This is a genomic window from Myxococcales bacterium, assembly GCA_012513515.1.
Taxonomy (GTDB): domain Bacteria; phylum UBA10199; class UBA10199; order 2-02-FULL-44-16; family JAAZCA01; genus JAAZCA01.
This window is the reverse complement of record JAAZCA010000020.1, coordinates 1-21549: the sequence shown is the minus strand read 5'-3', so window position 1 is coordinate 21549 and position 21549 is coordinate 1. Positions and strand designations below refer to the sequence as shown.

Genomic DNA, 21549 nt, shown 5'->3' with positions numbered 1-21549 from the left:
CGAATATACCCCGTTAATTCGCGTAGGCTAGAAGAAATTTACATTCTCCCCGTGATGGCTTTATTTTATAATTGAGCCCTTCCGGCAGCAGGATCGTATCGCCCATGACGATTTCCATCCGCCAGGAATCGTATTCGATGGAGGCCGATCCTGAAATCACAGTGGCTGCAGCCCAGCCGGTATGCCCCTTAAACCCTGCGGATTTTTCGGATAGAGATATCTTTTCGAGAGAGAAGTGTTCACAGGAATAGACTTTGCATGAGCTGCCCTGACCCCGATTCGTTATTTCAGGAAGCAGGGAGGAAAAATTAACGGATTTTATTCCCTCTTCTATGTGGAGTTCCCTTTTAGGGTTGCTCCTGTTCCAGTCGAAGAGGCGGTATGTTACATCGCAGCTCTGCTGAAGTTCGTAGGCTACGATTCCCTTTCCTAGCGCGTGGACGGTTCCAGCCGGCACCGGTATTACGTCTCCGGTTCGGACAGGAACCGATAATAGAGAGTCTTCTATTTTTCCCGATGCGATGGCTTGAGAGAGGCTTGTCGCATCGACGCCATCTTTGAATCCGCGTATTATGCGCGTCCCGGGTTCGGCGTGGAGAACGTACCAGCATTCGGTCTTTCCGCTGGGTAGGCCGAGTTTTTTGGCCATGCGATCGTCTGGATGGAGCTGAACCGAAAGATTTTCGCTGGCATCTATGAGTTTCACCAGGAGTGGCAGGCGTTTTTTTCCACCAAACCACGATCTTTTCCCTGAGACGATTTCATCTAATGGTATGCCCGCTAGATGACCGTTTGCCGCCACGGAAGGGGAGGATGGAATTCCTGAGAGCTCCCACGATTCCCCTATTTTTTTGCCTGCCGGAAGGCTCTTTCCGAAGCCTGCAAGTTTTTCACCTCCCCACGGGAGCTCTTTTAATTGCGGCATGAATTTTATGGGGTAGGGGGCCATATGGTTTATTGCCGTAGGCTGCCTTATTTGCGCTTGCATGGCAAGGATGCAGATGTTATAGGCGCGGGCACCTCTTGCGGGTGTAATTCAGTGGCAGAATGGAAGCTTCCCAAGCTTCATACGTGGGTTCGATTCCCATCACCCGCTCAAGAAAAAAGCCCCCTTTAGGGGCTTTTTTGTGAAATATGACGGAAGGTGGAAGATTTCCAGGTTATTCTCCTTCTCCGAGCTCGCGGGCATAATTTCAGGTGGCAGAGCCCTTCTCAATCAACGGGTAATAAAAAGGCTCGTCGATTCGGGTGTAATAGTGTCCGTTCAAAAGGGGATTTATGTGACAAAAGATTACGATCTATTCGTTCTTGCGATGCGTATAGATGAGCGATCATATGTTTCCATGAATTTGGCCCCGGCCTTCTACGGCAAGGTAGGAGCGGTTCCGGTAAGGGCGCTCTCAGTCGTTCATACTGGCAGGGAAAAGAGCTTTTCCACTCCGTTTGGAGAGATCAAGTAGTATTCGATATCTAAGAAGCTTTTCTTTGGTTTTTTCAGGGGGCAATTGCGCCAATGTCGCCGACCCGGAAAATGCTACATAGACCTTTTATATTTTCATACGAAGGTAGCGAGCTTTATCATCGATTCCTTGAACGACGTGGACGTGGATCGCCTCGATAGGAAGAAAATAATTGGCTATCTCAAAAATATAAAAACCCTAAGTTCATAAAATTCGTGAAAGGAACTCTATGAAAGATAGGGAAGAACTTCTTTTGAAAGTCATGCATTTGATGTCTGAACATTTCAAGGACAGTTTTCTCATCACAATCCATCATTTCCCCTTCATTCATTGATTGATTTTATCGATCGTGATGTTAGATATGCCATATGGCTCAAAGCGGCGCAAACGTGCCACGCAGGGATGGAGTAGGCAAGGTCACTGGTTCCGCGCGGTACGTTGATGACATAAGGCTTCCCGGCATGTGGTTCGGCTCGGTCGTGAGATCGCAGCGCCCTCATGCTAAAATATCCAAAATAGAATTTGACGAGTCGTTCGACTGGCCCAGCGTAGTAGTTGCCACCGCAGCGGATATCCCCGGCAAGAACTGCATTACGATCATAGAGGAGGACATGCCTCTTCTGGCCGACTCCGTTACCAAATACGTTGGCGAGGGGATAGCCCTTGTAGCTGCGCCGACGCGTGAGCTCGTCGAAGAGGCGAGAAAGATGGTTCGCGTTACCTACGAAGACCTTCCCAGCGTTCTTTCAATAGAGGATTCCAGGTCCGCTGCGACGAAGATCAGGAATGATGACAACGTGATGTCACACTTTACTATTTCCAAGGGGAATATCGATAAGGGTTTTGCGCAGGCCGATCAGATCGTGGAGGGAGTGTACGCGGTTGGCCACCAGGAGCACATGTACATCGAGCCAAATGGCATTATCGCATCCCCGCGAGAGGATGGCGGCTTCGATGTTATCGGTTCGATGCAGTGCCCTTACTATATTTCGAAATCCGTTTCCGTGATGATGGGGATGCCTGAGGAAAAATTTTCAATACGGCAGGCCACCGTCGGAGGAGCGTTTGGTGGCAAAGAGGATTATCCCTCGCTTTTGGCTGGATATTGCCTGCTTTTGGCACGAAAGGCCCGCTGTCCGATCAAGATGATATATGATAGGGCGGAGGATACTGAGGTTACGACGAAGAGGCACCCCGCCCGCATAAGGCATAAAACTGGCGTGAAGAAAAACGGCAAGATCACTGCGATGGATATCGTCGTCGAGATGGATGCCGGAGCCTACCTAACTCTCACTCCTGTCGTCTTGTCGCGTGGAATCATCCATGCTGCCGGTCCGTACAGATGCGATAATATCAGCGTCGTCGGAACCGCGTATGCCACGAACATGACTCCGAACGGCGCCTTCAGAGGGTTCGGCGTTCCGCAGACCTGCTTTGCATGCGAGGCGCACATGGATCTCGTCGCTGAAAAACTAGGCATCTCTCCGGTGGAACTGCGTAAGAAAAATTATCTAAAGGAGGGGGACCTGACCGCGACAGGGCAGAAACTCGATTCGAGCATTGCCTGCGAAGATGTACTTATGCAGGCGATTGAAAAGTCCGGCATTGAAAAACAGATATCTCTAAATTCCAAACAGAGCGGAAATATCAGAAAGGGCGTAGGCATCTCTCTCTTTTTTCATGGTGCGGCATTTACCGGCTCCGGAGAGGCTAAGATAAAGGCGAAGGCCGGACTCCGTGTTGAGGCCGATGGAAGGCTGGCGGTTCTTACCGCTTGCACCGAGATGGGGCAGGGTTCACACACCGTGATTCCCCAGATGGCTGCGGATTTTCTCGGCATCGATCTGGATTTGATTTCGATAGAGACTCCCGATACCTCGCTTGTTCCAAACAGCGGTCCCACCGTCGCTTCGCGCACGACGATGATCATGGGGATGGTCATGAAAAAATGCGCGGCATCGGTTAAGTCATCTATAATTGAATTCGTCTCAAAAAAACTGGGCGTCGCAGCTTCGGATCTGGAATTTTCGGGCGATCAGATAGTATTCGGCGACGAGAATGTGATGAGGATAAAAGATGCCGTATCCGCTTATCATAAAGAGTTTGGACCACGTGAATTTGTAGAGATGTACGATCTTCCTCCGGGGATATCCTGGAATGAAAAAGAACACTTAGGTGATGCGTATCCGACTTACTCATGGGCCTGCGACGTGGCGGAGGTGGAGATCGATATGTCCACCTTCGAAATCAAGGTCGATCGAATGTGGCTGTTTCATGACGTAGGCAAGGCTATAAATCCGGCGATGGTGGAGGGGCAGATAGAGGGGGGGACCCTTCAGGCTCTTGGCTACGCTATTCTGGAAAATCATATCGTGAAGGATGGTCGCTTTGTCACCAACAGGTTTCAGAATTACATTATACCCACTGCTTTGGATGTTCCGGAGTTCAAAACGTTTATAGTGGAAAAGCCTTATGAGCACGGCCCGGTGGGGGCCAAAGGCATCGGTGAGATGCCGATGGACGGAGCGGCTCCGGCGATAGTCAACGCGATAGCGGATGCGACGGGTATAAGAATTACCGAACTTCCCGTTACTCCGGAAAAGCTCTACGATGCTTGGCATAGAAAACAGGGGATTTGTGACTGGAGGTTTTGTGGCGGAGAAGGTGTCGAAAAAAATTTCTGTAAATAGCAACCATATCGAGGTGTTGGCTCCTCCAGAACGCAGGTTGCTCGATGTTCTCAGGTTCGATCTGGAACTGATGGGCACCAAAGAAGGATGCGGCGAGGGAGAATGCGGCGCCTGCAGCGTCATAATCAACGGAGAGGTCGTAAATTCCTGTCTTGTTCTTTTCGGACAGATTGCGGACGGGGATGAGATACTAACCGTCGAAGGGCTCGGTGATGCGGAACACCTTGCGCCGATACAACAATGCTTCATCGACGAGGTTGGCACGCAGTGCGGGATATGTACCCCGGGGATGCTCATTTCCGCCCACGCCCTTTTGATGAAGAATCCAAACCCGGACAGGGATCAGGTCGCGATTGCGATGGCGGGCAATCTTTGCAGGTGCACCGGTTACAAAAGGATAATCGATTCGGTCATGAAGGCGGCCGAAATTTTGAGGGGAGAGAAGTGAGTTCCATAGCGTATAACAAGGCTTCTACCCTGCCTGAGGCGATAGCGCTGAGTGCGGCAAATCCGAATATGCCGGTTCTTGCGGGTGGTACTGACCTGATCGTGCAGTGGCGTTCGGGGCTCATATCGCCGCCTGGATTTGTCGATATCTCTTCAGTTGCCGAGCTAAGGACCATCTCAGCGAATGATACATTCATAGAGATAGGTGCATGTGCTACCCATGCTGCGATTGCTGCTGATGCTGGTGTAAATTTACATTTGCCCGCCCTTGCGAAGGCATGCCTTTCTATCGGAGCGGCCCAGATACAAAATCGCGGGACGATAGGCGGAAATATAATGAACGCATCTCCTGCCGGGGATACCTTGCCTGTGGTACTCGCCTACGGTGCGGAGTTAAAACTCGAGAGCGTCAAGGGTGCTCGCTGGGTTTCGGCCGTGGATTTTTTTACGGGGTACAGGAAGACGGCTAAAAATTCCGATGAGCTTCTCACAAGGATAAAATTTCCGAGAAGATATTCGAAAGATCTCAGAAGCGAATTTTACAAGATAGGAACTCGCAGGGCTCAGGCGATATCCAAGGCTGCGATGTGCATCGTAGCTGAAGTTTCTCGGGGGGCTATAGTCGAGATTGCGATAGCGGTGGGAAGCGTGGCGCCCACAGCAGTTCGGGCCTTCGGTACCGAGGCGTTGCTCAGGGGCAGGGCGGTGACGGTCCCTGTGATAGACAGCGCAAAGGCTTCGATAACGGATGAGTTCAGTCCGATAGATGACGTCAGATCCACTGAAGACTATCGCAGATTCGTGTGCGGTAGCATGCTCGCTAATTTTCTTTCAGGCTTGACCAAGAAAAATACACCTGTTTGACTCCGTGGAATGGAGGTTTTTCATGATGAGCACAAGACAGCTGAGAGGTACCGGCCATCATCGGAAGAAAAAAATAGGCTGGAGGATACTTTTTCTGGCGCTTGTAGCTACTGGTGCGGCCTTTTTGGGAACTGGAATATCGAAGGTGATAATATATCTTGGAAGACCCGAACTGGTCGAGATCGAACCTACGGGGAAGTCGCAGCTGGAGTGGATCGATTACACTGTTGAGAGCGGCGACACGTTGCAGTCGATATTTGCCAGGTTCGGAATAGACTCGTCGCAGGGTTACGCGATAACGAATTCCCTGGGGAAAATTTGGAACCTTTCCAAAATCCGTCCCGGAAATCTCATGGAATTCGGATTCGACGATAATATGTCGCTCCTTGAATTCGTCTATGCCGCATCGCCTGTTGAGGTCTTTCAGGTTAAGCGAATCGAGAGGGAGTACCTGGCAAAAAAGCTGGATGTGAATGTCGAGCGCAGACTCTCCAGGATACAATTTCGGCTTGAGAATTCCATCTACGGCGACCTCGTCGCTATAGGTGAACTCCCCTCTCTTGTGGAAAAGATAGTCGATATCATGGCGTGGGACATAGACTTTTTTTCCGATCCGAGACAGGGGGATCTTGTTACGATGCTCGTCGAGAAGAACTATGTCGATGGTGAGCTCTACAATTATGGCAGGATCAGCGCTATGGATTATGACGGCGCTGTGGTGAAACAGGCCGCATTTTATTTCGAGACGGCGGCAGGGGACTGCGGATATTTCGATGAGATGGGGCGTTCGCTCGCCAGAAATTTCTTGAAGACGCCGGTGAAGTTCACGCGGATATCATCCAAGTTTGGGATGCGAAAGCATCCTGTAACCCATAAGATGAAACACCATTATGGCACTGATTATGCTGCTCCGACCGGAACTCCAGTCTGGGCGATGTCTGGCGGGGTTGTTACCAGAAAAACATACGACAAGTACGGCGGCAACATGGTGGTGATAAAACATGCGAAAGGATACGAAACCTATTATCTTCACCTGTCAAAATTCGCGCCTCAGGTCAAGCCGGGTGTGCGAGTGCGACAGAAGGATGTGATAGGATACGTCGGAACGACAGGGCGTTCGACTGGACCTCATCTTCATCTGTCGATCAAGCAAAACGGCAGACATATAGACCCGCTCAAGGTAAGCAAGGTAAAAGAGATAACTCTTGCCGGCGCCGATCTTGAAAGATTCAAATCTGAGATGGCAGTTGTAGCCGCGCAGCTGAGGGGAGAGGAGCAGATCAAGACCGCGTTGATAGATCTCTACTAGAGGAGAAATCCTCCGGTGTATTTATGTTTTTTAGTATCGCAGCATCTTCTGTTTCAATTCTGGATTTTGATTCGCAGCGTGACAGCTGAACATCGAGCCTTGAATCTTCATCATCTAAATCCAAGCCGATCAAGTTTTCGCAAAACTTTTTTGATAGGTACACAGGGTGGCCGCCCCTGCCTTTGTAGGTAGGAATTATCGCGTCGATAGCCGGCATCTGCGAAGCGGCATCGAGAATGGAGCGGATTGTTTTCACGTTTATGCCGACGACATCTACGGGGAGGAGGAGAGCACCGGACGAATTATCGGAGAGCGCTTCCGATATTCCTGCCGCCGCGGAGGAAAATTGCCCCTTCGGCCAGATTTTATTTTGAACCCACTTTACCGGAAGTAGGGGATGCTCCGACATTATCTCTTCCGCCTTGCATCCGACGACAGCTATTACCGGATCGCATCCGGAGAGATTCAGGAGTTCGTGCTGGCGCGCGAGCAGCGTCGATTCGTCTAATTTCAGAAGAGCCTTCGGAAAGCCCATTCTTTTGGATTCTCCGGCGGAGAGGATCACTCCGGCTATTTTTTTGCGTGCGGTATTCATTTAAATCTCGCGACCCTTGCCTTGAAGTCCTCCGGTTTTGTCCTGAACTGGATTATCTCGGCGGCGATGGCGACCGCTATCTCAAATGGGGTTTCTGCTCCTATATCGAGGCCTATGGGGGTTGAGATCCTTCTCATCTGGTCGTCTGAAAATCCTTTTTCACGGTAGCGCTGGCAGAAAAGGGCCCACTTTTTTCTAGAGCTGATCAACCCGAAATATTTGAATGGCTTGTCGAGGCAGTATTCCACTATTGCCTCATCATGGATGTGTTTGTGCGTCAGACATATCATGAACACTTCGTCGTCGAACCGGAAGGATGAGAGAAAATCGAGGGGGAGCAGGGATGATTTCTTTTCTATCGAAGAGAAGGTGGAAAGCGAGAGCCTTTCACTTCTTTCATCGACTAGAGTGAGATCGAAGTCCATTTCGACCAGCATCGGACAGAGTTTTTCCGCTATGTGGCCGGCGCCGAATACTACAACGTGCGATAACGGTGCCACCGATTCGAAGAATATCTCGACCCTTCCCCCGCAGGGTTGAATCCCATCCCCGGTGAGATCGTATGATACGCACTCGGCTGTTTTCGTTTTCAGGAGATATTTTGCATCTTCTATCGCCTGATGTTCCACCCCTCCTCCGCCTACGGTGCCGAAAATATTTCCATCGGCAGCTACTATCATCTTTGATCCGGCGTGCCTCGGGGCAGAGCCCTCGACTCTGACGACGGTGGCGATGCAAAAGGCTATTCCGGCTTTTTTTAATTCCATGGCCTTTGCGTCGATATCCATGTTTAATCCTCCCTGAACGGCTGGAAAGGTAGCAGCGCTGTTTGAAATGGCAATAGTTAAACTGTACAAATCAATATCTTATCAAGCAGTTCTACAAACGAGTTTTAATAAGGCCTTACATTCGCTACGGTTTTGATGGGGTTCCCCCTTCGTCGACTAAGCGCACTTCGCCTCCCTATCCGTCGTCACAAATCAGTCGCTTTCAGCTGATTTGGATGTCCTCCGTTGTCGGCCTCCAAATCAGGAAAGCGATCTGATTTTTGACTTCCGAATACGGTCGGTCTCGTTAACGCGCCAATGTCTCCTTTAGGGGAACCCCATCAAAACCGTAGCAATCAAACACTGCCCATCTGAATGACGGAAAAGAAGCTTAGTGAGGGATTCCGGGAGCCCCTTTTTCATTATGCAGATTACCTGCTCCCCCTTGTCATAACGCCGCAAATTGGATAGAGAGATCAGATATGGAAACCAGAGGATATCTCTGCAGGAATTGCGGAAAAAAGATCGCCAAGGATGCGAATGCATTTTGGCCCTTTTGTTCCTCCAGGTGCAAACTTCTCGACCTCGGTAACTGGGCGAGCGCTTCGTACAAAATCGCCGGAGATCCGGTCGATGATGTATTCGATGTACGGGATTCAAATTCAGCGGAGGATGCCGATGAGGCAATATAGGGGGCGGATTCTGCACTCCATCGGTCCGGATAGCGTCGAGGATATCCGGGATGGCCTGCTCGTTGTGGAGGATGATGGAAGAATATCGTACTGCGGAGCCGTTGACTCCGTTTCTGCGCAGAATGTGGAAGATCTCCGGGGAAGGCTCATAATCCCTGGGTTGATCGATGTCCACAGCCATATCCCGCAGCTTGATGAGCGCGGAAAGCACGGTGCTACGCTTCTCGATTGGCTTCAGAAATATATTTTTCCGGCGGAGCTTGCCTTTGCCGATCCGAAGATCGCCCGCGATGTTTCGAGGAGATTCTTCAAAAAACAGATATTGAACGGCATTACCTGTTCGGGGCTTTATTCGACTGTCCATGAGGAGGCTACCGACATCTGTTTTCAGACCGCAGCAGCGGCTGGGACGCGATGCTTCATCGGGAAGGTTATGATGGATGTCAATTCTCCGAAGGGCCTCGCTGAGAAGACCTTGGAATCGCTGGCGGCGAGCGAGCGCCTCTGTGCGAAGTGGCATGGTGCAGCTGGTGGTCGTCTTGCGTACGCATTTACGCCTCGCTTTGTCCCGACCTGTTCGATGGAACTGTGGAGGGGAGTGGGGCGCCTCGCAAGACAAAGCGGGGCCTATATCCAGAGCCACATCGCTGAGACTCTGGAGGAGAATGCGAAGGTGAGGGAGATGCATCCGAATTATCGCGACTATGTTGAATTTATGGAGGATGCGGATGTCTTGGGTGCAAAGACCATTCTTGCCCACGCGATTTATCTTAGCGACGATGAGATGCGAAGGCTTGGCAAGTCTGGTACGAAGGTGGCGCATTGTCCCACCTCGAACTTCTTTTTGAAGAGCGGAAGGATGTCCGTATCAAGGATAGAGGCTGCTGGAATAGATTATTCGCTTGCGACCGATGTAGGGGCGGGAACCGCGATGTCACTCTTTATCGAGATGAGGCATGCCGATTATACTCAGCCCGATTCTTCCATTTCTCCACAAAAGGCATTTTATCTGGCTACCTTGGCAGGGGCGAAGGTGATGTCGATGGAGGCCGACGTTGGAAATTTTCAACCTGGCAAGTATGCCGATTTTTCAATCCTCGATATAAACGGAATAGATCGCAACTACAGCCTTGCAGGTATGGATACTGACGAGCTTTTATCCCTGCTCATGTACCGCGGTGACGGAAGGGCGATCGAGCGGGTCTACGTCGCCGGCAGCCGTTTAGATGTGGATTCCTTCTGATTTTTGATGATTTTTTTGATGAAATCTGTAAGACTGCGCCCGCAAAAAGGAGATTTATATGAAAAAAATGCCTGTTACTTTAATTATTGCGGTCGTTTTTGGGCTTTCCTTTGTCTTTTCATGTTCCGATAAACGAGAGGCGAAAGAGGTAAAGTCCTTCGAAGTAAAAGAGAACCCTTATCACTTTGAGGATATAGTCATAGGCACGGATGGCGAGATCGCCGATTGCAGTCTCAGGCAGCTCGATGGGCGACTGATCTTCATTACCTCTAAATATTGTCCGCATTGCAAAAGGGCCCTTCCTATCGTTGAAAAAATAATAGCCGACAAAAAACTGCAGGATATCTACGAGCACGTCGATACCACGACCGAAGAGGGGCAGGACATTCTTTCCGGTGCCGGCATATCCGTGCAATACGTTCCAGCGCTTATCTACGATTGCAAGGCGTACGTAGGCGGCGGTGATGCAGCCAAATACGATAAAATACTTTCAGGAGGAGTCAAGAAATGAACAAGAAGTCGGAGACGATGCATCATGCGAAGGTTAACTGGGTGATCGCGGCGATCTCATTTCTGGTCGTAGCCGCATTTTTTGCCATCGCCAAATATATTCCGATGGATGCCCTGGAAAGAATGGGGATGGAACTCCCACTGCCGCTTTTTACCTTCATCATAGGGCTCGTCGATGGCTTCAATCCGTGCAATATTTTCGTCCTTACGATGCTCCTTGGTTTTCTCGTATCTGCGTCGAGTTCGAGATTCAGGCTTTATTTGGTAGGTTATACATTCGTAATAGTGGTTGGCATTTTTTATTTTCTCTTCATGGCAGCATGGCTGAACGTTTTTAAATACATGGGTTTCATAGATCCTTTAAGGATAGCTGTGGCGGTGATCGCAATAGTCGCAGGGATTATCAACTGCAAGGAACTTTTCTTTTTCAAGAAGGGCGTTTCGCTGACCATCAACGATCACAACAAGGGGGTGCTTTACAGAAAGATGCGCAAGATGGATAAGATCATGGTCGAGGGGGGAGTTTCGGTTTTGATTATTTCATCAGCCACCCTCGCGATATTTTCGTCGCTTGTAGAGCTTCCCTGTACGGCAGGATTCCCTATAATCTATACGGGAATCCTTACCGGGAATTATGTCGATGGAAGCGTGAACTACTATCTTTATCTGCTTTATTATAATCTGATTTACGTGCTTCCGCTTATCGTCGTTATAGCTATTGCTGGTGTGCTTCTCAAATCGCGCAACATCAGCGTTCGCGAGGTCCAGATAATAAAATTCATCGGTGGCCTGATCATGCTGCTACTTGGGATCGTCCTCCTTGTAAATCCTGGGTTGATAATGGTTCAGTGAAGAAGATCCGTGACAGGTTGACAGGGATTCCCTGTTCGCCCCGTTGAAGGCCGCGGCTTAAGAATGCGGCCTTTGACCGGTATATAAGCCTCTTTATTTTGAAATCAGCTTTGCGGCCATTTCGACCGCCTCAAATATCTGTTGATATCCGGTGCAGCGGCAAAGATTGGGCGTAAATGACTTTCTTATTTCCTCCCTTATCGGTTTAGGGTTTTTATCGAGAAGCGCCTTGGCCGTGAGGATCATCCCGGGCGTACAAAATCCACACTGGACCGCACCGCATTCTATGAAGGCCCTTTGTATAGGATGAAGGTCATCTCCATCCGAGAGCCCTTCGATGGTGAGTATTTTCGGAGAATCTGTGAAGGTCGCAGATTTGCCGATCACGACCTCCGAGACCTTTACTTTACATGCGCGCTTCGTTTCGCCATCGATCAAGACTGTGCAAGTTCCGCATACCCCTATGTCGCAGCCGCGTTTGGTTCCGGTGAGGCGGAGTTTTTCGCGGATAACATCTAAGAGCGAGCTGTCAGGATCGCAATCGATGGAATAGATTTTGCCGTTCACGTTTAATTTCATATCTTACCTCCGATGGCGCGAAGTATCTCCTGTGCGGTTATCGGGGTCTTCGTGAATCTCTTGCCGGTCGCGTAATAGATCGCGTTGGCAATCGCCGCTCCCATAAGTTCGTTGGTAGGCTCTCCGAGAGACTTTGCCCCCCATGGTCCCGCAGGATCGGGATTTTCGACGAGTATCGCGGTCATCTCGGGTGCGTCGATGGATCTGGGTATCCGGTAGCTGTTGAAATTCAGGTTCTGGATCTCGCCATTTTTGTGAACGATGCTTTCCGTCAATGCGAAGCCAAGCCCCATCATGATGCCGCCGAATATCTGTCCCGCAGCCATCTGCGGGTTTATCGCCTTGCCGACCTCGTGTGCCGCAACCGCCTTTTCCACTCTCACCTTCCCATTTGATGGATCGACGGTTAGCTCGCACGCCTGACATCCGTACACGTAGGTGAAATAGGCGTTCCCCTTTCCGACATCCTCATCCCAGCTTACTTTCGGTCCGGAGAAGAGGCCTAGGGAGTGAAGGTACATCTTTTTTGCGTGGCAGGCGGCGACTGCATCGTCGAATGATATAGTTTTGCCGCTTTCTCTGTTTTTTATCTTCCCCTTTGCGAAGATATAACCACCTTTCGATGCGCCAATGAGGTGTTTCAAAACAGGGGTCATCATCTTCTTAATTTTGTTCGCCGAGTCGATAACCGCGTTTCCGCCTACCAGCGTTCCCCTGGATGCTACCGTCGGGCCGCCATCTGGAATTGAACTTGTGTCGGTGTCGATGAATCGTATTTTTTCGATCCTGATGCCAAGTTCGCCGGCGAGGATGCTCGCCATCGCGGTTTTTAGCCCCTGTCCGTTTTCGGAGACCCCGACTTCGAGCAGGATCGATCCATCCGGCTGGATGTTGGTGATGGCGGAACAGAAGTCGTTTCCTTCGGCCCCGAGCGATACACCGCGATAACTGCAGGCGAAGCCAATACCGTGGAGAAAGCCATCTTTTGCCGGTTTGCCGCGCGAGCATTTCGGAAATTTGGTTTTCCATTTTATCGCGGCGAGCGCCTTGTCGGTCACCTCTCTGATTGAAACCTCGTGGTTGTCGAGTTTTTGTCCTGTGTGCGTCGTGATGTTCTGCCGGAAAAAATTTCTTTTTCTGAACTCCAGAGGATCCATCCCGACTTTTTCAGCGCATATGTCGATGAAGGACTCGCAGGCGAATACCTGCTGCGGAGTTCCAAAACCGCGCATTGCGCCGGTCGGAGTGTTGTTTGTGTAAACTCCCTTCGAGTCGCAGCGGACGTTTGGGACTATGTAGGGACCGGTGCACTGGACGGTTGGTCGCCAGATTACGAATGGTGTGACCGCGCAGTAGGGACCGGCATCGGCGAGGATATCGACGTCCATCGACTGCAATTTTCCATCCTTCGAGATGCCGGCCTTGTAATCCATAATGAACGGGTGGCGCTTGTAACTTTCGCGGATCGATTCCTCACGGGAGTAGGTGATCTTCACAGGTCTCTTTGCCCTCAGCGCAAGAATCGCAGCGCGGGCGCAGATGACCGCTATCGTGTCATCCCTTCCTCCGAATCCGCCTCCGAGGGTCGTTTGAATTATCTGCACCCTGGCGAGCTCAAAACCGAGTGCTCGCGCAACGTATCTTCTAGTTGAAAATGGATGCTGCATTCCGCCGTACACGGTTACCGTTCCGTCCGGGTTGGCTATGGCGACGCACGATTCCGGCTCCATGTAGGAGTGTTCGATGAAAGAGGTTTCGAAGTGTTCTTCGACTATGTCAGCGGAATTTTTGTATCCCCTTTCGACGTTGCCGCGCCTGACCTTGAATGAGGAGAGAATGTTATTCTTCCTGAAATCGTGCATTTTTGGGGTACCCTTGGAATCGGCGATTCGTGGGTCCAAAACCGGATCGAGCGGCTTGTATTTCACCTTTATCAGGTCGGCTGCGGAGTAGGCCTGACTGCGGCTTTCTGCCGCGACCACGGCCACGACCTCCCCCATAAACCTCACCCTGTCTTTCGCGATGACATAGTGATCGGGGATCAGCCCTCCGACCCTGGGGCTTCCAGGAATATCGTTGGCCGTGATTATATCAACGACTCCGTCAGAGGTCAGCGCGGCCGATATATCTATATCTTCGATTTCAGCGCTGGGATATTTTGAATGTAGCGGAACCGCGTAACACATTCCGTCGAACTTCAGGTCGTCGGCGTAGATAGCTTTTCCGGTAACCTTTTCCACCGCGTCGATTCTTTTTGTCATGGCGATTTCCCAGTCCTTTGGATGGGGGATTCTCATTCATGGGAGCGATTAATTCAAGCAATTTGTGTGGAGATGCAGGGGTAGTTGATTTCGGAAATGACGTTCGGACAGATGCACAACTGTTCGGCATTTGTTCCATCTCCCTTCACAAGATGCGCTCCCCCCCGACGTCGTGCAGAAAATTTTTAAGTCGGAATTTCATGGGCTTCACGATTTTTTAGGAGGATCTGGCTTTTTTGGTACGTCCATTGCTTGGAGCGCGGGCATGAATTTTTCAGCCGGACAAAAAATCATATCGATTGTGATGCTGCTGATCTTAGCGGTGGATTTCAGAGTGCTTTATGCAGCTTCCTCCGTATCCAGAGTCCTTGTCTATGCGGGCGAAGATGCCTATTCCGATCCCTTCATCGGGGAGGTTGCAGAGGATTTTTCAGAGATTCTCTCGTCTTGGGGGTACAAGGTGGTTGAGCCCGCCAAAGCCCTGGATCTCGCTAAATATCATGATGCGGGAAAGGTGAGCCGATCTTCGGAACCCACCCGGATGCTGGTGCGTGCGAAAGAGGACTATTTTGAATTCAGGTATGCGGATGCAATAGCTGGGCTTATGCAGGCCGAAAAATTCATACATGAGAGGGATGATGGGATTTTGCGCTTTGGGGATATCCTTCTCGATGCGAAGATATCGAAGGCGGTCATAGAAAAGGCGCGTGGTAAGATGGCCGAGGCACGAAAATCGATCGAAGATGCTTTGAGGATAAATCCGCTGCTTCAGCTTTCCGAGGAGGGGTATCCTCCGAGCATGATAGCACTCTTTGAAGATGTTCGGACAAGTTTCGTTTCAGGCAGCGGTTCGATAGAGGTGGATTCAAAACCGCCAGCTGTCGATATTTATGTAAACGGCGTGCTCCATGGCCAGACTCCGATGAGAATATCTCCGCTTCCGGATGGAAAATATTTTCTGGAGCTAAGGGGGGCCAGATACGATCCGGTGGTAAAGGAAGTAAATCTCATAAATGGTGCAAGTGTCGAAGTGAAAGCGAAACTCAAGTGGGCGAAGGGGGGCGGGCCGTTGCCGCAGAGCGAGGTTGATGAATTTGAACTGGCGCGCGACCTTGCAAGGGAGTCCAAATCGGACAAGGTGATAATCCTCAGAGGTTCGGGAGGTGCAAAGAACCGTGCGCTTTATGCCAGAATGTTCGATTCTAGGCTCGGAAGCAGTCATCGTCCTATAATGCTAAAGTCCATGGGTGAGGATGACGCGAAATTCGATTCGCTCGCAAGACTTGCCAAAGAAATATCTGCACAGCTTCGCGAGGATCCTCTTGCCGATCCATCGAAGGTAACCGATCCCAAGGGACGTGGCGATCCGATGATACTCATCAATAGAAAGAAGAAATTTTATTTAACCCCATGGTTCTGGGGAGCCGCTGGGCTCGTCATCGCTGGTGCCGTGGCTGGCGGAATTGCCGCATCCATGGGCAGTAGCGGGGACGGCAGTGGACGGGTGAATGTGAGGTTTAGATGAAACGAGGCATCTCATATATTTTTATGGTCATGTTTTTTGCTTCCTGTGGAGCTGGCGGGGGCAATGATTATTCTGGGGGAGGATCCGTCGGGATCAAGATCGTGGATCACGAACCATCGGAAGTGGAGCTCGTGGACTATCTTCCCAATGAATATGTCGTGACCATTAACGGTGATGGAATCGAGGGTGGCATAACTGCAAAGTTCGACGGGGATGCCTCGGAAGGGAGTATCGACGAAGTTCCTACAGGCGACGATCGCACCGTTGCCGTTGAAGCTGTAAATGCCAGAGGCATCAAAATAAAAAGCGGTGTTGCACATGGTGTGGTTGTGGGAGATGGCCAAACCGATGTCGAAGTTGAAATGAAATATCATCCGATCTTCGTGAATCTCGCCGATGGCGGTACTGTTGAAAACACCAGGTTCATGATGAAGCTTCTCGCAGACCCTTCCAGCTTTGTCAGAGTTGTAGCGCAACGGATCGATGATCAAAACGCAGGCGAGTTTTCGATATCCGATGAGCCCACTGCCGATGATCTTTTTCAGGCTGATAAGGTCAGCTGGAGGTTTGCAGTTTCTCCTCCGGTCATGGAGCCAGGAAGATACCGGTTTTCCGCCATTGACGACATCTCCGGCCTGGATTCCTCAGTTGAAATCAGGATCGTGGATGGGCGAGGATTGATGCCCGCCCCTCTTGTCGGGCTTACGGCCTCAACTCCCAATGTGTCGGCCTCGATAATACCTTTCGATGGAAATTCCAGAATGGAGGTTTTTAGATGAAGAGTTTTGCTGCGGTTCTTTTTATTGCAATTGCTACGCTGGTGCTTTTTTCATGCTCTGGCGGCGGGGGTGAAAATCCTGTTTCTTTCATGGCAGAGTATCCAGCGGAGCTCTCCGCTTTTGCCGACAAACTGACAGCTAGGGGATACCTGGAATCTTCGGAAAGGGCAGTGCTTTCAGCTCCCTCGCGCGGGGTTGTCGAAGGAAAGACGTGGAAATTTGATTTGGATCCCCTGCCCGGAGCTGAAGGGAGGGAGTCATTTTTCAGGGTGGATTTCATGCTTCACTCTTCAAAATTTTTGCACTCCGGCGAAGATGATTACGAACTGGTACTTTGTTCTGTTTCGGTTCGGTTCTCTTCAAAGGATGTTTTGGGTGCGCGTCCAGAAGAGTACGACTGCATGATGGACGATGATGCCGATGGGCTGGCAAATATCATGGAGATCATCGTCGGGGTAGATCCGATGCTTTCCGACAGCGATGGGGATGGCAGGCTCGATGGCGATGATATGTTTCCGTCGATCGCTACTGAATGGATGGATACCGATGGCGATGGAATCGGCGACAACGAAGATGGCGACATTGATGGAGACGGCATTTCAAATGATGATGAGTTGGTCTTTGGAACCGACCCACATCTTTTCGACAGCGATGGTGATGGGGTTGGAGACGGAGAGGATAACTGTCCTCTCGTTGGCAATGCCGATCAGAGGGATACCGATGGCGATGGCAGAGGGGATGCGTGCGATGATGATGCCGATGGAGACGGGTTGCCCGATGATGTAGAAAAGAGAATCGGCAGCGATCACTTGAATCCCGACACGGATGGCGATGGCCTTGGGGACGGGCTCGAGCACAAGATGGGGAGTGATCCCTTAAAATCAGATACCGATGGGGATGGAATAGGGGATAAAAGAGACAATTGTCCTCTCGTAGTAAATGAAGATCAGTTGGATACCGATGGCGACGGCGTTGGAGATCTTTGTGACTCTGACATGGATGGAGATTCCATATTCAATGATCATGACAATTGTCCGCGCGTTGCTAATACTTTTCAGGACGATACCGATGGGGATGGAATCGGCGATAAATGCGATGATGATATAGATGCCGACGGCATTCCGAACGCGATTGACAATTGTCCTTTCAAGAAAAATCCAGCGCAGCTTGATACCGATGCAGATGCCGACGGCGTGGCGATAGAGTGCGACCTAGATGACGGCGATCCCAAAGTCTTTTCGGATGATAGCGGCATATTCGTCGATGTTGCGCGCGGGAGCGATTCAAACGCCGGAGACAGGCGAAGGCCCTTTGCCAGCATAGGTCGCGCCCTCGCAGCCGCTGCCGGCAAGGAGGTGCCTGTGTATGTAGCTGCCGGCATATACGATGCATCGCGTCTCATCTTTCCAGATGGTGTTTCGCTTCATGGTGGGTTTCTGAGCGATGAAGCGGAGGCTTTTTCATCGCGCGATTTCAGAAGCTTGGAATCAAAATACAGGACTGTGATCTCCCGTAAGGATCTGCCGGTGACAATAGCCATATCTGCCAGCGATGCCTGGCTCGGAGGATTTCATTTTGAAAATGCCTCGAGCGTCGTCGATCCTTCGAAAGCGTCATCGACGATACTCGTTAGCGGGGGCTCTGCTACAATAGACAGGTCCAGCATCTCAGGAAACCTTTCCTCTCCCGACGATTTTACGATTTTTTCATCAGGAGGTGATTTGAGAATTTCAAAATCAATCATCGCCGCAGGAGGCATAGATGCACCCGGCTCCGGTGGTTGTGCTATAAAATCTGAAGGCGAAAATCTTGTCGTTGAAAACAACGTAATTCAATCGAGGAATGCGAGGTTTGCCTGCGGGATAGACTCCTCATCCGATAAATCATCCATAGTTCATAATACCATTTTGGCACATGGTTCGAATCCCGATTCCGGATTTGCCAAGGCCCTTGTATCCAGAGGCGAAGATATCTTGATTGTAAATAACATCATAACAGCTGGTTCTGCTCCCGATAGATATCCACTCATATGCTCAGGCGCGCCCAGCGGTGGAACCGTTGCCGGCAATATCATCGCCGATTTTTCCGTTTCCTCATTTTCTGAGGTAATCGGCTGCGATGGGCTTTTCTACTCCGTTTCGGATTTCGACTTCTTCGGAGCGGATGTCTTCGGCAACACGATTTTCGACGGCGAATTGGAATCCTCGCTGGTTGCTTCCGATTTTTCACCCCTCTCCAGTGCGATAGATTCTGGAATCGACCTGGCTCAAACTGGCCTTTCATCAATCAATGACGACATGCACTCGTCGCCACGCCCTTCCGGGGCCGGATATGACTCTGGCGCCATAGAAAAATAAACAGGGAGGATTTTGAGATGATAATCGAAGAAAAATTTCCTGAATTTTGTGTCAACGAGATGATGGGAAATAGCTATGAGGCCTCGATAATGGTGCTCAAGTTCGTAGTCCCGTTTTTGGCCGACGAGGATGAAACGAAGCTCAGGCTCATGAACATGGTCAAGAAGATTCCTTGCATGATCGCATCCTATCCAGAGAAAAATACGCGCGATCAGCTCGAACCCGAGCTTCTGGTCTTTGCCGCCAAGATGTGCAGGGAGGTCGCGGTAATACTTTCTTACTGCAGGGATCTGAATTCACGCTTTGTGAACTCGAACATGTGCGAGCAACTAATAAAGACTTACAAGGATATAAGCGGCAGCCTGGAGAGGTACAGCTCCTTACACACAATGGATGATCAGATCGGAGAAGAGGAATGCGCAAATTAGCGATTGCCGCATGTTTTTTTGTCATTTTTGCCGGCTGCGCAAAAGTTCCGCGCAAAAATTCCAATTTGGTTCCCGATTTTAAAGAAGCTGGCGAGTTCAAAAAAATCCACTTCAGCGTTGGGAGTTATGAGATTTCACCTCCGGAGATGGAGGTCGTGAAATCAAATGCGTCGATCCTCGAATCGAACCCGTCGATCACCGTTTTGATCGAGGGGCACTGCGACCGTAGGGGAAGTGAAGCGTTCAATCTACATCTGGGTGATCTTAGGGCGCGCCAGGTGAAGGCCGCAATTATAAAGCTGGGGATCGATCCTGATAGGATGGGAATAATTTCGTATGGAGAGAGCGTGCCGCTCGATGCCGGTTCGGGCGAAATGGCATGGAGAAAAAACAGGCGCGTCGAGTTTTCCAGATGACAGGAGGATACATGAACATGAAGATGGTTTTGGTTCTGATTGCCGCGGTCGTTTTTTTTGGCGCTGCTGCCGAGGCCGGTGAGATTCCGGATATAATGGCCTTCCAGTCGCGTATTTTCGATGAAGGTGGCAACCCCGTGGAAGACGGACCTGCGGAGGCATCGTTCAGGATCGTGGATGTGGATGGAAATGTCATCTACGAAGAAACACAGCAGGTGGATATAGTTAGGGGGCTGCTTAGCGCTATTGTTGGAAATGGCGAGTCTCCAGATGGCGGGAGGGCCGGAGGGATTCCATTCGAGATGATGTCGGGATCTTCACCTCTCTACCTTGATGTTGAGGTCGGCGGATATGCTCCGCTCGGGCGTATGGAAATCGCAACGGTTCCATTCGCCGGCGTCGCAGGTACCGCTTATTCAGTTGAGCCAGAAAGCATCGGGAGCGCCGAGATATCAGATGGCTCGATAACGATGAAAGACTTGAGCGATTCCCTCATAGCCGATCTGGAAACGGGCAGGATTGGGAATCGTGAGATACTTTTTAAGGATGAGCTCGTTAGTGCATATGCTTTCCCAGAAGCGGCCTCGAATATAGGTGTGAAGCGCGGGCTTTCGTATTCCAGCTCTTCCAATCTGCAGGGGGCTCTCGAGGATATCGATCTCGCCGTAAAGGCGCGCGATGAGAGAATTTCGAGAGAGGAATCAGTCCGCACTGGTGAGGTTTCAGCTCTCGGCGCGGCGCTTTCATCTGAGGTAGCTGCAAGGTCGGCCGCGGATTCGGCCTTTCAGTTCTCCTTAAAAGAAGAGATTTCACAGAGGAAAAAGGATGTTTCAAAAAGGCTCATCAAAAGCGGGGATTCTATGAGCGGAACTCTCAATATGGATGACAACAGAATTACGAATCTCGCAGCTGCTTTGTCGTTGGATGACGCTGTTTCGAAAAGATATGCCGACTACAGATACATAAATGAAGACGGAGGGATTTCAGTGTTTAAAAGGAAGAAATTTGTAACTTTTTCAAATCAGGAAGATTCTGGCCGTGATGATCATTGTTGGCTCGACAATGGGGTATGGTGGTGTACGGCGGAATCCTCCTGTCAGTCAGATGAAATTCTGATCGGATGTTCTGGGTATTATAACCACGTATGCTGGGGAGACGTTCTTTGCGAATATATGGGTGTAGACCTGTTATCGGAGACATGTTATGCCCACGCAGCTCAGAATATAGATAGTGTTCAACGGCTTTACGCCCACGCCATCTGCATGAAGATAAATTGAGGTTGGTGGCCGCTCTCTATCCAAATGAAAAACTTTAGAATAAAGGAGGATTGTAATGCGCTTTAAAATTTTATTTTTGGCAGTTGCTCCGTTTGTGATTTTTCCTTCCGTTTCGCTTTATGCTTCGGTCGCCGATAAAGGAGATGATCCCCTTCAGGCTCGCGGCGGCTTCAGTCGTGCCCCTGCATATGATGCCGATGATGAGTCTCCTGCGGTGGTTGAAATATCGGTGCTGAGGAGGGGATCCCAGGAGAAAAATAAGGAAAATCGCGACGAGCAGGACATCTTTGGCAGCGAGCCTCCAGGCGACGATATCGATAATTCCATTCACAGGGGCGATTGACTGCTGAAGGTGTGATGAAATCATAGACCGAACGGTCCCATTTTCCCTTGATATTCACCGGAGTTCTTGGCAGATTGCGCCCCTTCAAGGGGGCGCTTAGCTCAGCTGGTAGAGCACCTGCTTTACACGCAGGGGGTCACAGGTTCGAGTCCTGT

The 21549-nt window shown here is 50.4% G+C and carries 21 protein-coding genes and 1 tRNA gene; 17 read left to right on the top strand and 5 right to left on the bottom strand.

Features of this window, described 5'->3' with window-relative positions; translation table 11 throughout:
- Window positions 1–13 precede the first annotated feature (13 nt).
- A complete protein-coding gene (locus GX659_04695; protein ID NLD28088.1) occupies window positions 14–925 on the bottom strand; it encodes a hypothetical protein in 912 nt (303 codons plus the stop codon).
- 100 nt (window positions 926–1025) lie between these two features.
- Between GX659_04695 and GX659_04690 the strand changes: the two genes are divergently transcribed.
- The 6 genes from GX659_04690 to GX659_04665 all read left to right on the top strand — a co-directional run bounded on the left by GX659_04690 (window position 1026) and on the right by GX659_04665 (window position 6770).
- Window positions 1026–1096, top strand: a tRNA-Gly gene (locus GX659_04690).
- 31 nt (window positions 1097–1127) lie between these two features.
- Entirely contained in the window at window positions 1128–1460 is a 333-nt protein-coding gene (locus GX659_04685) for a hypothetical protein (protein NLD28087.1), read from the top strand.
- A gap of 368 nt (window positions 1461–1828) precedes the next feature.
- Complete coding sequence (locus GX659_04680; protein ID NLD28086.1) at window positions 1829–4150, top strand: xanthine dehydrogenase family protein; 2322 nt, start codon at window positions 1829–1831, stop codon at window positions 4148–4150.
- A complete protein-coding gene (locus GX659_04675; protein ID NLD28085.1) occupies window positions 4071–4598 on the top strand; it encodes a (2Fe-2S)-binding protein in 528 nt (175 codons plus the stop codon). Before GX659_04680 ends, GX659_04675 begins: the two co-directional genes overlap by 80 nt.
- Window positions 4595–5461, top strand: a complete 867-nt coding sequence (locus tag GX659_04670) for a xanthine dehydrogenase family protein subunit M (GenBank protein NLD28084.1) — start codon at window positions 4595–4597, stop codon at window positions 5459–5461. The genes GX659_04675 and GX659_04670 overlap by 4 nt, the downstream gene beginning before the upstream one ends.
- Before the next feature lie 22 nt (window positions 5462–5483).
- Window positions 5484–6770 (top strand): peptidoglycan DD-metalloendopeptidase family protein, encoded by a 1287-nt coding sequence (locus tag GX659_04665; protein NLD28083.1) that lies wholly within the window; start codon window positions 5484–5486, stop codon window positions 6768–6770.
- On the opposite strand, the gene GX659_04660 is transcribed toward GX659_04665, so the two are convergent.
- Window positions 6742–7365: a nucleotidyltransferase family protein gene (locus GX659_04660; protein NLD28082.1), complete on the bottom strand. Its 624-nt coding sequence runs from the start codon at window positions 7363–7365 to the stop codon at window positions 6742–6744. The genes GX659_04665 and GX659_04660 overlap by 29 nt on opposite strands.
- Window positions 7362–8153, bottom strand: coding sequence for a xanthine dehydrogenase accessory protein XdhC (gene xdhC, locus GX659_04655; protein NLD28081.1), 792 nt, complete (start codon window positions 8151–8153; stop codon window positions 7362–7364). Before xdhC ends, GX659_04660 begins: the two co-directional genes overlap by 4 nt.
- A 461-nt stretch (window positions 8154–8614) precedes the next feature.
- On the opposite strand from xdhC, the gene GX659_04650 reads away from it, so the two are divergent.
- From GX659_04650 to GX659_04635, 4 genes are read left to right on the top strand one after another with little or no spacing between them, the layout of a single operon-like run.
- Entirely contained in the window at window positions 8615–8824 is a 210-nt protein-coding gene (locus GX659_04650; GenBank protein ID NLD28080.1) for a DNA gyrase inhibitor YacG, read from the top strand.
- Window positions 8811–10067 (top strand): guanine deaminase, encoded by a 1257-nt coding sequence (guaD, locus tag GX659_04645; GenBank protein ID NLD28079.1) that lies wholly within the window; start codon window positions 8811–8813, stop codon window positions 10065–10067. The genes GX659_04650 and guaD overlap by 14 nt, the downstream gene beginning before the upstream one ends.
- Before the next feature lie 58 nt (window positions 10068–10125).
- Window positions 10126–10578 (top strand): thioredoxin family protein, encoded by a 453-nt coding sequence (locus GX659_04640; GenBank protein ID NLD28078.1) that lies wholly within the window; start codon window positions 10126–10128, stop codon window positions 10576–10578.
- The gene (locus GX659_04635) at window positions 10575–11429 is read left to right on the top strand and encodes a hypothetical protein (GenBank protein NLD28077.1); all 855 of its coding nucleotides are present in this window, start codon (window positions 10575–10577) and stop codon (window positions 11427–11429) included. The genes GX659_04640 and GX659_04635 overlap by 4 nt, the downstream gene beginning before the upstream one ends.
- 93 nt (window positions 11430–11522) lie before the next feature.
- Here the strand turns inward: GX659_04635 and GX659_04630 are convergent, their stop codons facing one another.
- Complete coding sequence (locus GX659_04630) at window positions 11523–12008, bottom strand: (2Fe-2S)-binding protein (GenBank protein NLD28076.1); 486 nt, start codon at window positions 12006–12008, stop codon at window positions 11523–11525.
- On the bottom strand, window positions 12005–14269 hold the full coding sequence (locus GX659_04625; protein ID NLD28075.1) for a xanthine dehydrogenase family protein: 2265 nt from the start codon (window positions 14267–14269) through the stop codon (window positions 12005–12007). Before GX659_04625 ends, GX659_04630 begins: the two co-directional genes overlap by 4 nt.
- A gap of 265 nt (window positions 14270–14534) precedes the next feature.
- On the opposite strand from GX659_04625, the gene GX659_04620 reads away from it, so the two are divergent.
- From GX659_04620 to GX659_04590, 7 genes are read left to right on the top strand one after another with little or no spacing between them, the layout of a single operon-like run.
- Entirely contained in the window at window positions 14535–15794 is a 1260-nt protein-coding gene (locus tag GX659_04620) for a PEGA domain-containing protein (protein NLD28074.1), read from the top strand.
- Window positions 15791–16573 (top strand): hypothetical protein, encoded by a 783-nt coding sequence (locus GX659_04615; GenBank protein NLD28073.1) that lies wholly within the window; start codon window positions 15791–15793, stop codon window positions 16571–16573. Before GX659_04620 ends, GX659_04615 begins: the two co-directional genes overlap by 4 nt.
- Window positions 16570–18930: a DUF1565 domain-containing protein gene (locus GX659_04610; protein ID NLD28072.1), complete on the top strand. Its 2361-nt coding sequence runs from the start codon at window positions 16570–16572 to the stop codon at window positions 18928–18930. The genes GX659_04615 and GX659_04610 overlap by 4 nt, the downstream gene beginning before the upstream one ends.
- Before the next feature lie 17 nt (window positions 18931–18947).
- Window positions 18948–19358 carry a hypothetical protein gene (locus GX659_04605; protein NLD28071.1) on the top strand — a complete coding sequence of 137 codons (411 nt, stop codon included), beginning with the start codon at window positions 18948–18950 and terminating at the stop codon, window positions 19356–19358.
- Window positions 19346–19774, top strand: a complete 429-nt coding sequence (locus GX659_04600; GenBank protein NLD28070.1) for an OmpA family protein — start codon at window positions 19346–19348, stop codon at window positions 19772–19774. Before GX659_04605 ends, GX659_04600 begins: the two co-directional genes overlap by 13 nt.
- 11 nt (window positions 19775–19785) lie before the next feature.
- Complete coding sequence (locus GX659_04595) at window positions 19786–21051, top strand: hypothetical protein (GenBank protein ID NLD28069.1); 1266 nt, start codon at window positions 19786–19788, stop codon at window positions 21049–21051.
- A gap of 55 nt (window positions 21052–21106) precedes the next feature.
- Window positions 21107–21394 (top strand): hypothetical protein, encoded by a 288-nt coding sequence (locus GX659_04590; GenBank protein NLD28068.1) that lies wholly within the window; start codon window positions 21107–21109, stop codon window positions 21392–21394.
- Window positions 21395–21549: the final 155 nt, after the last annotated feature.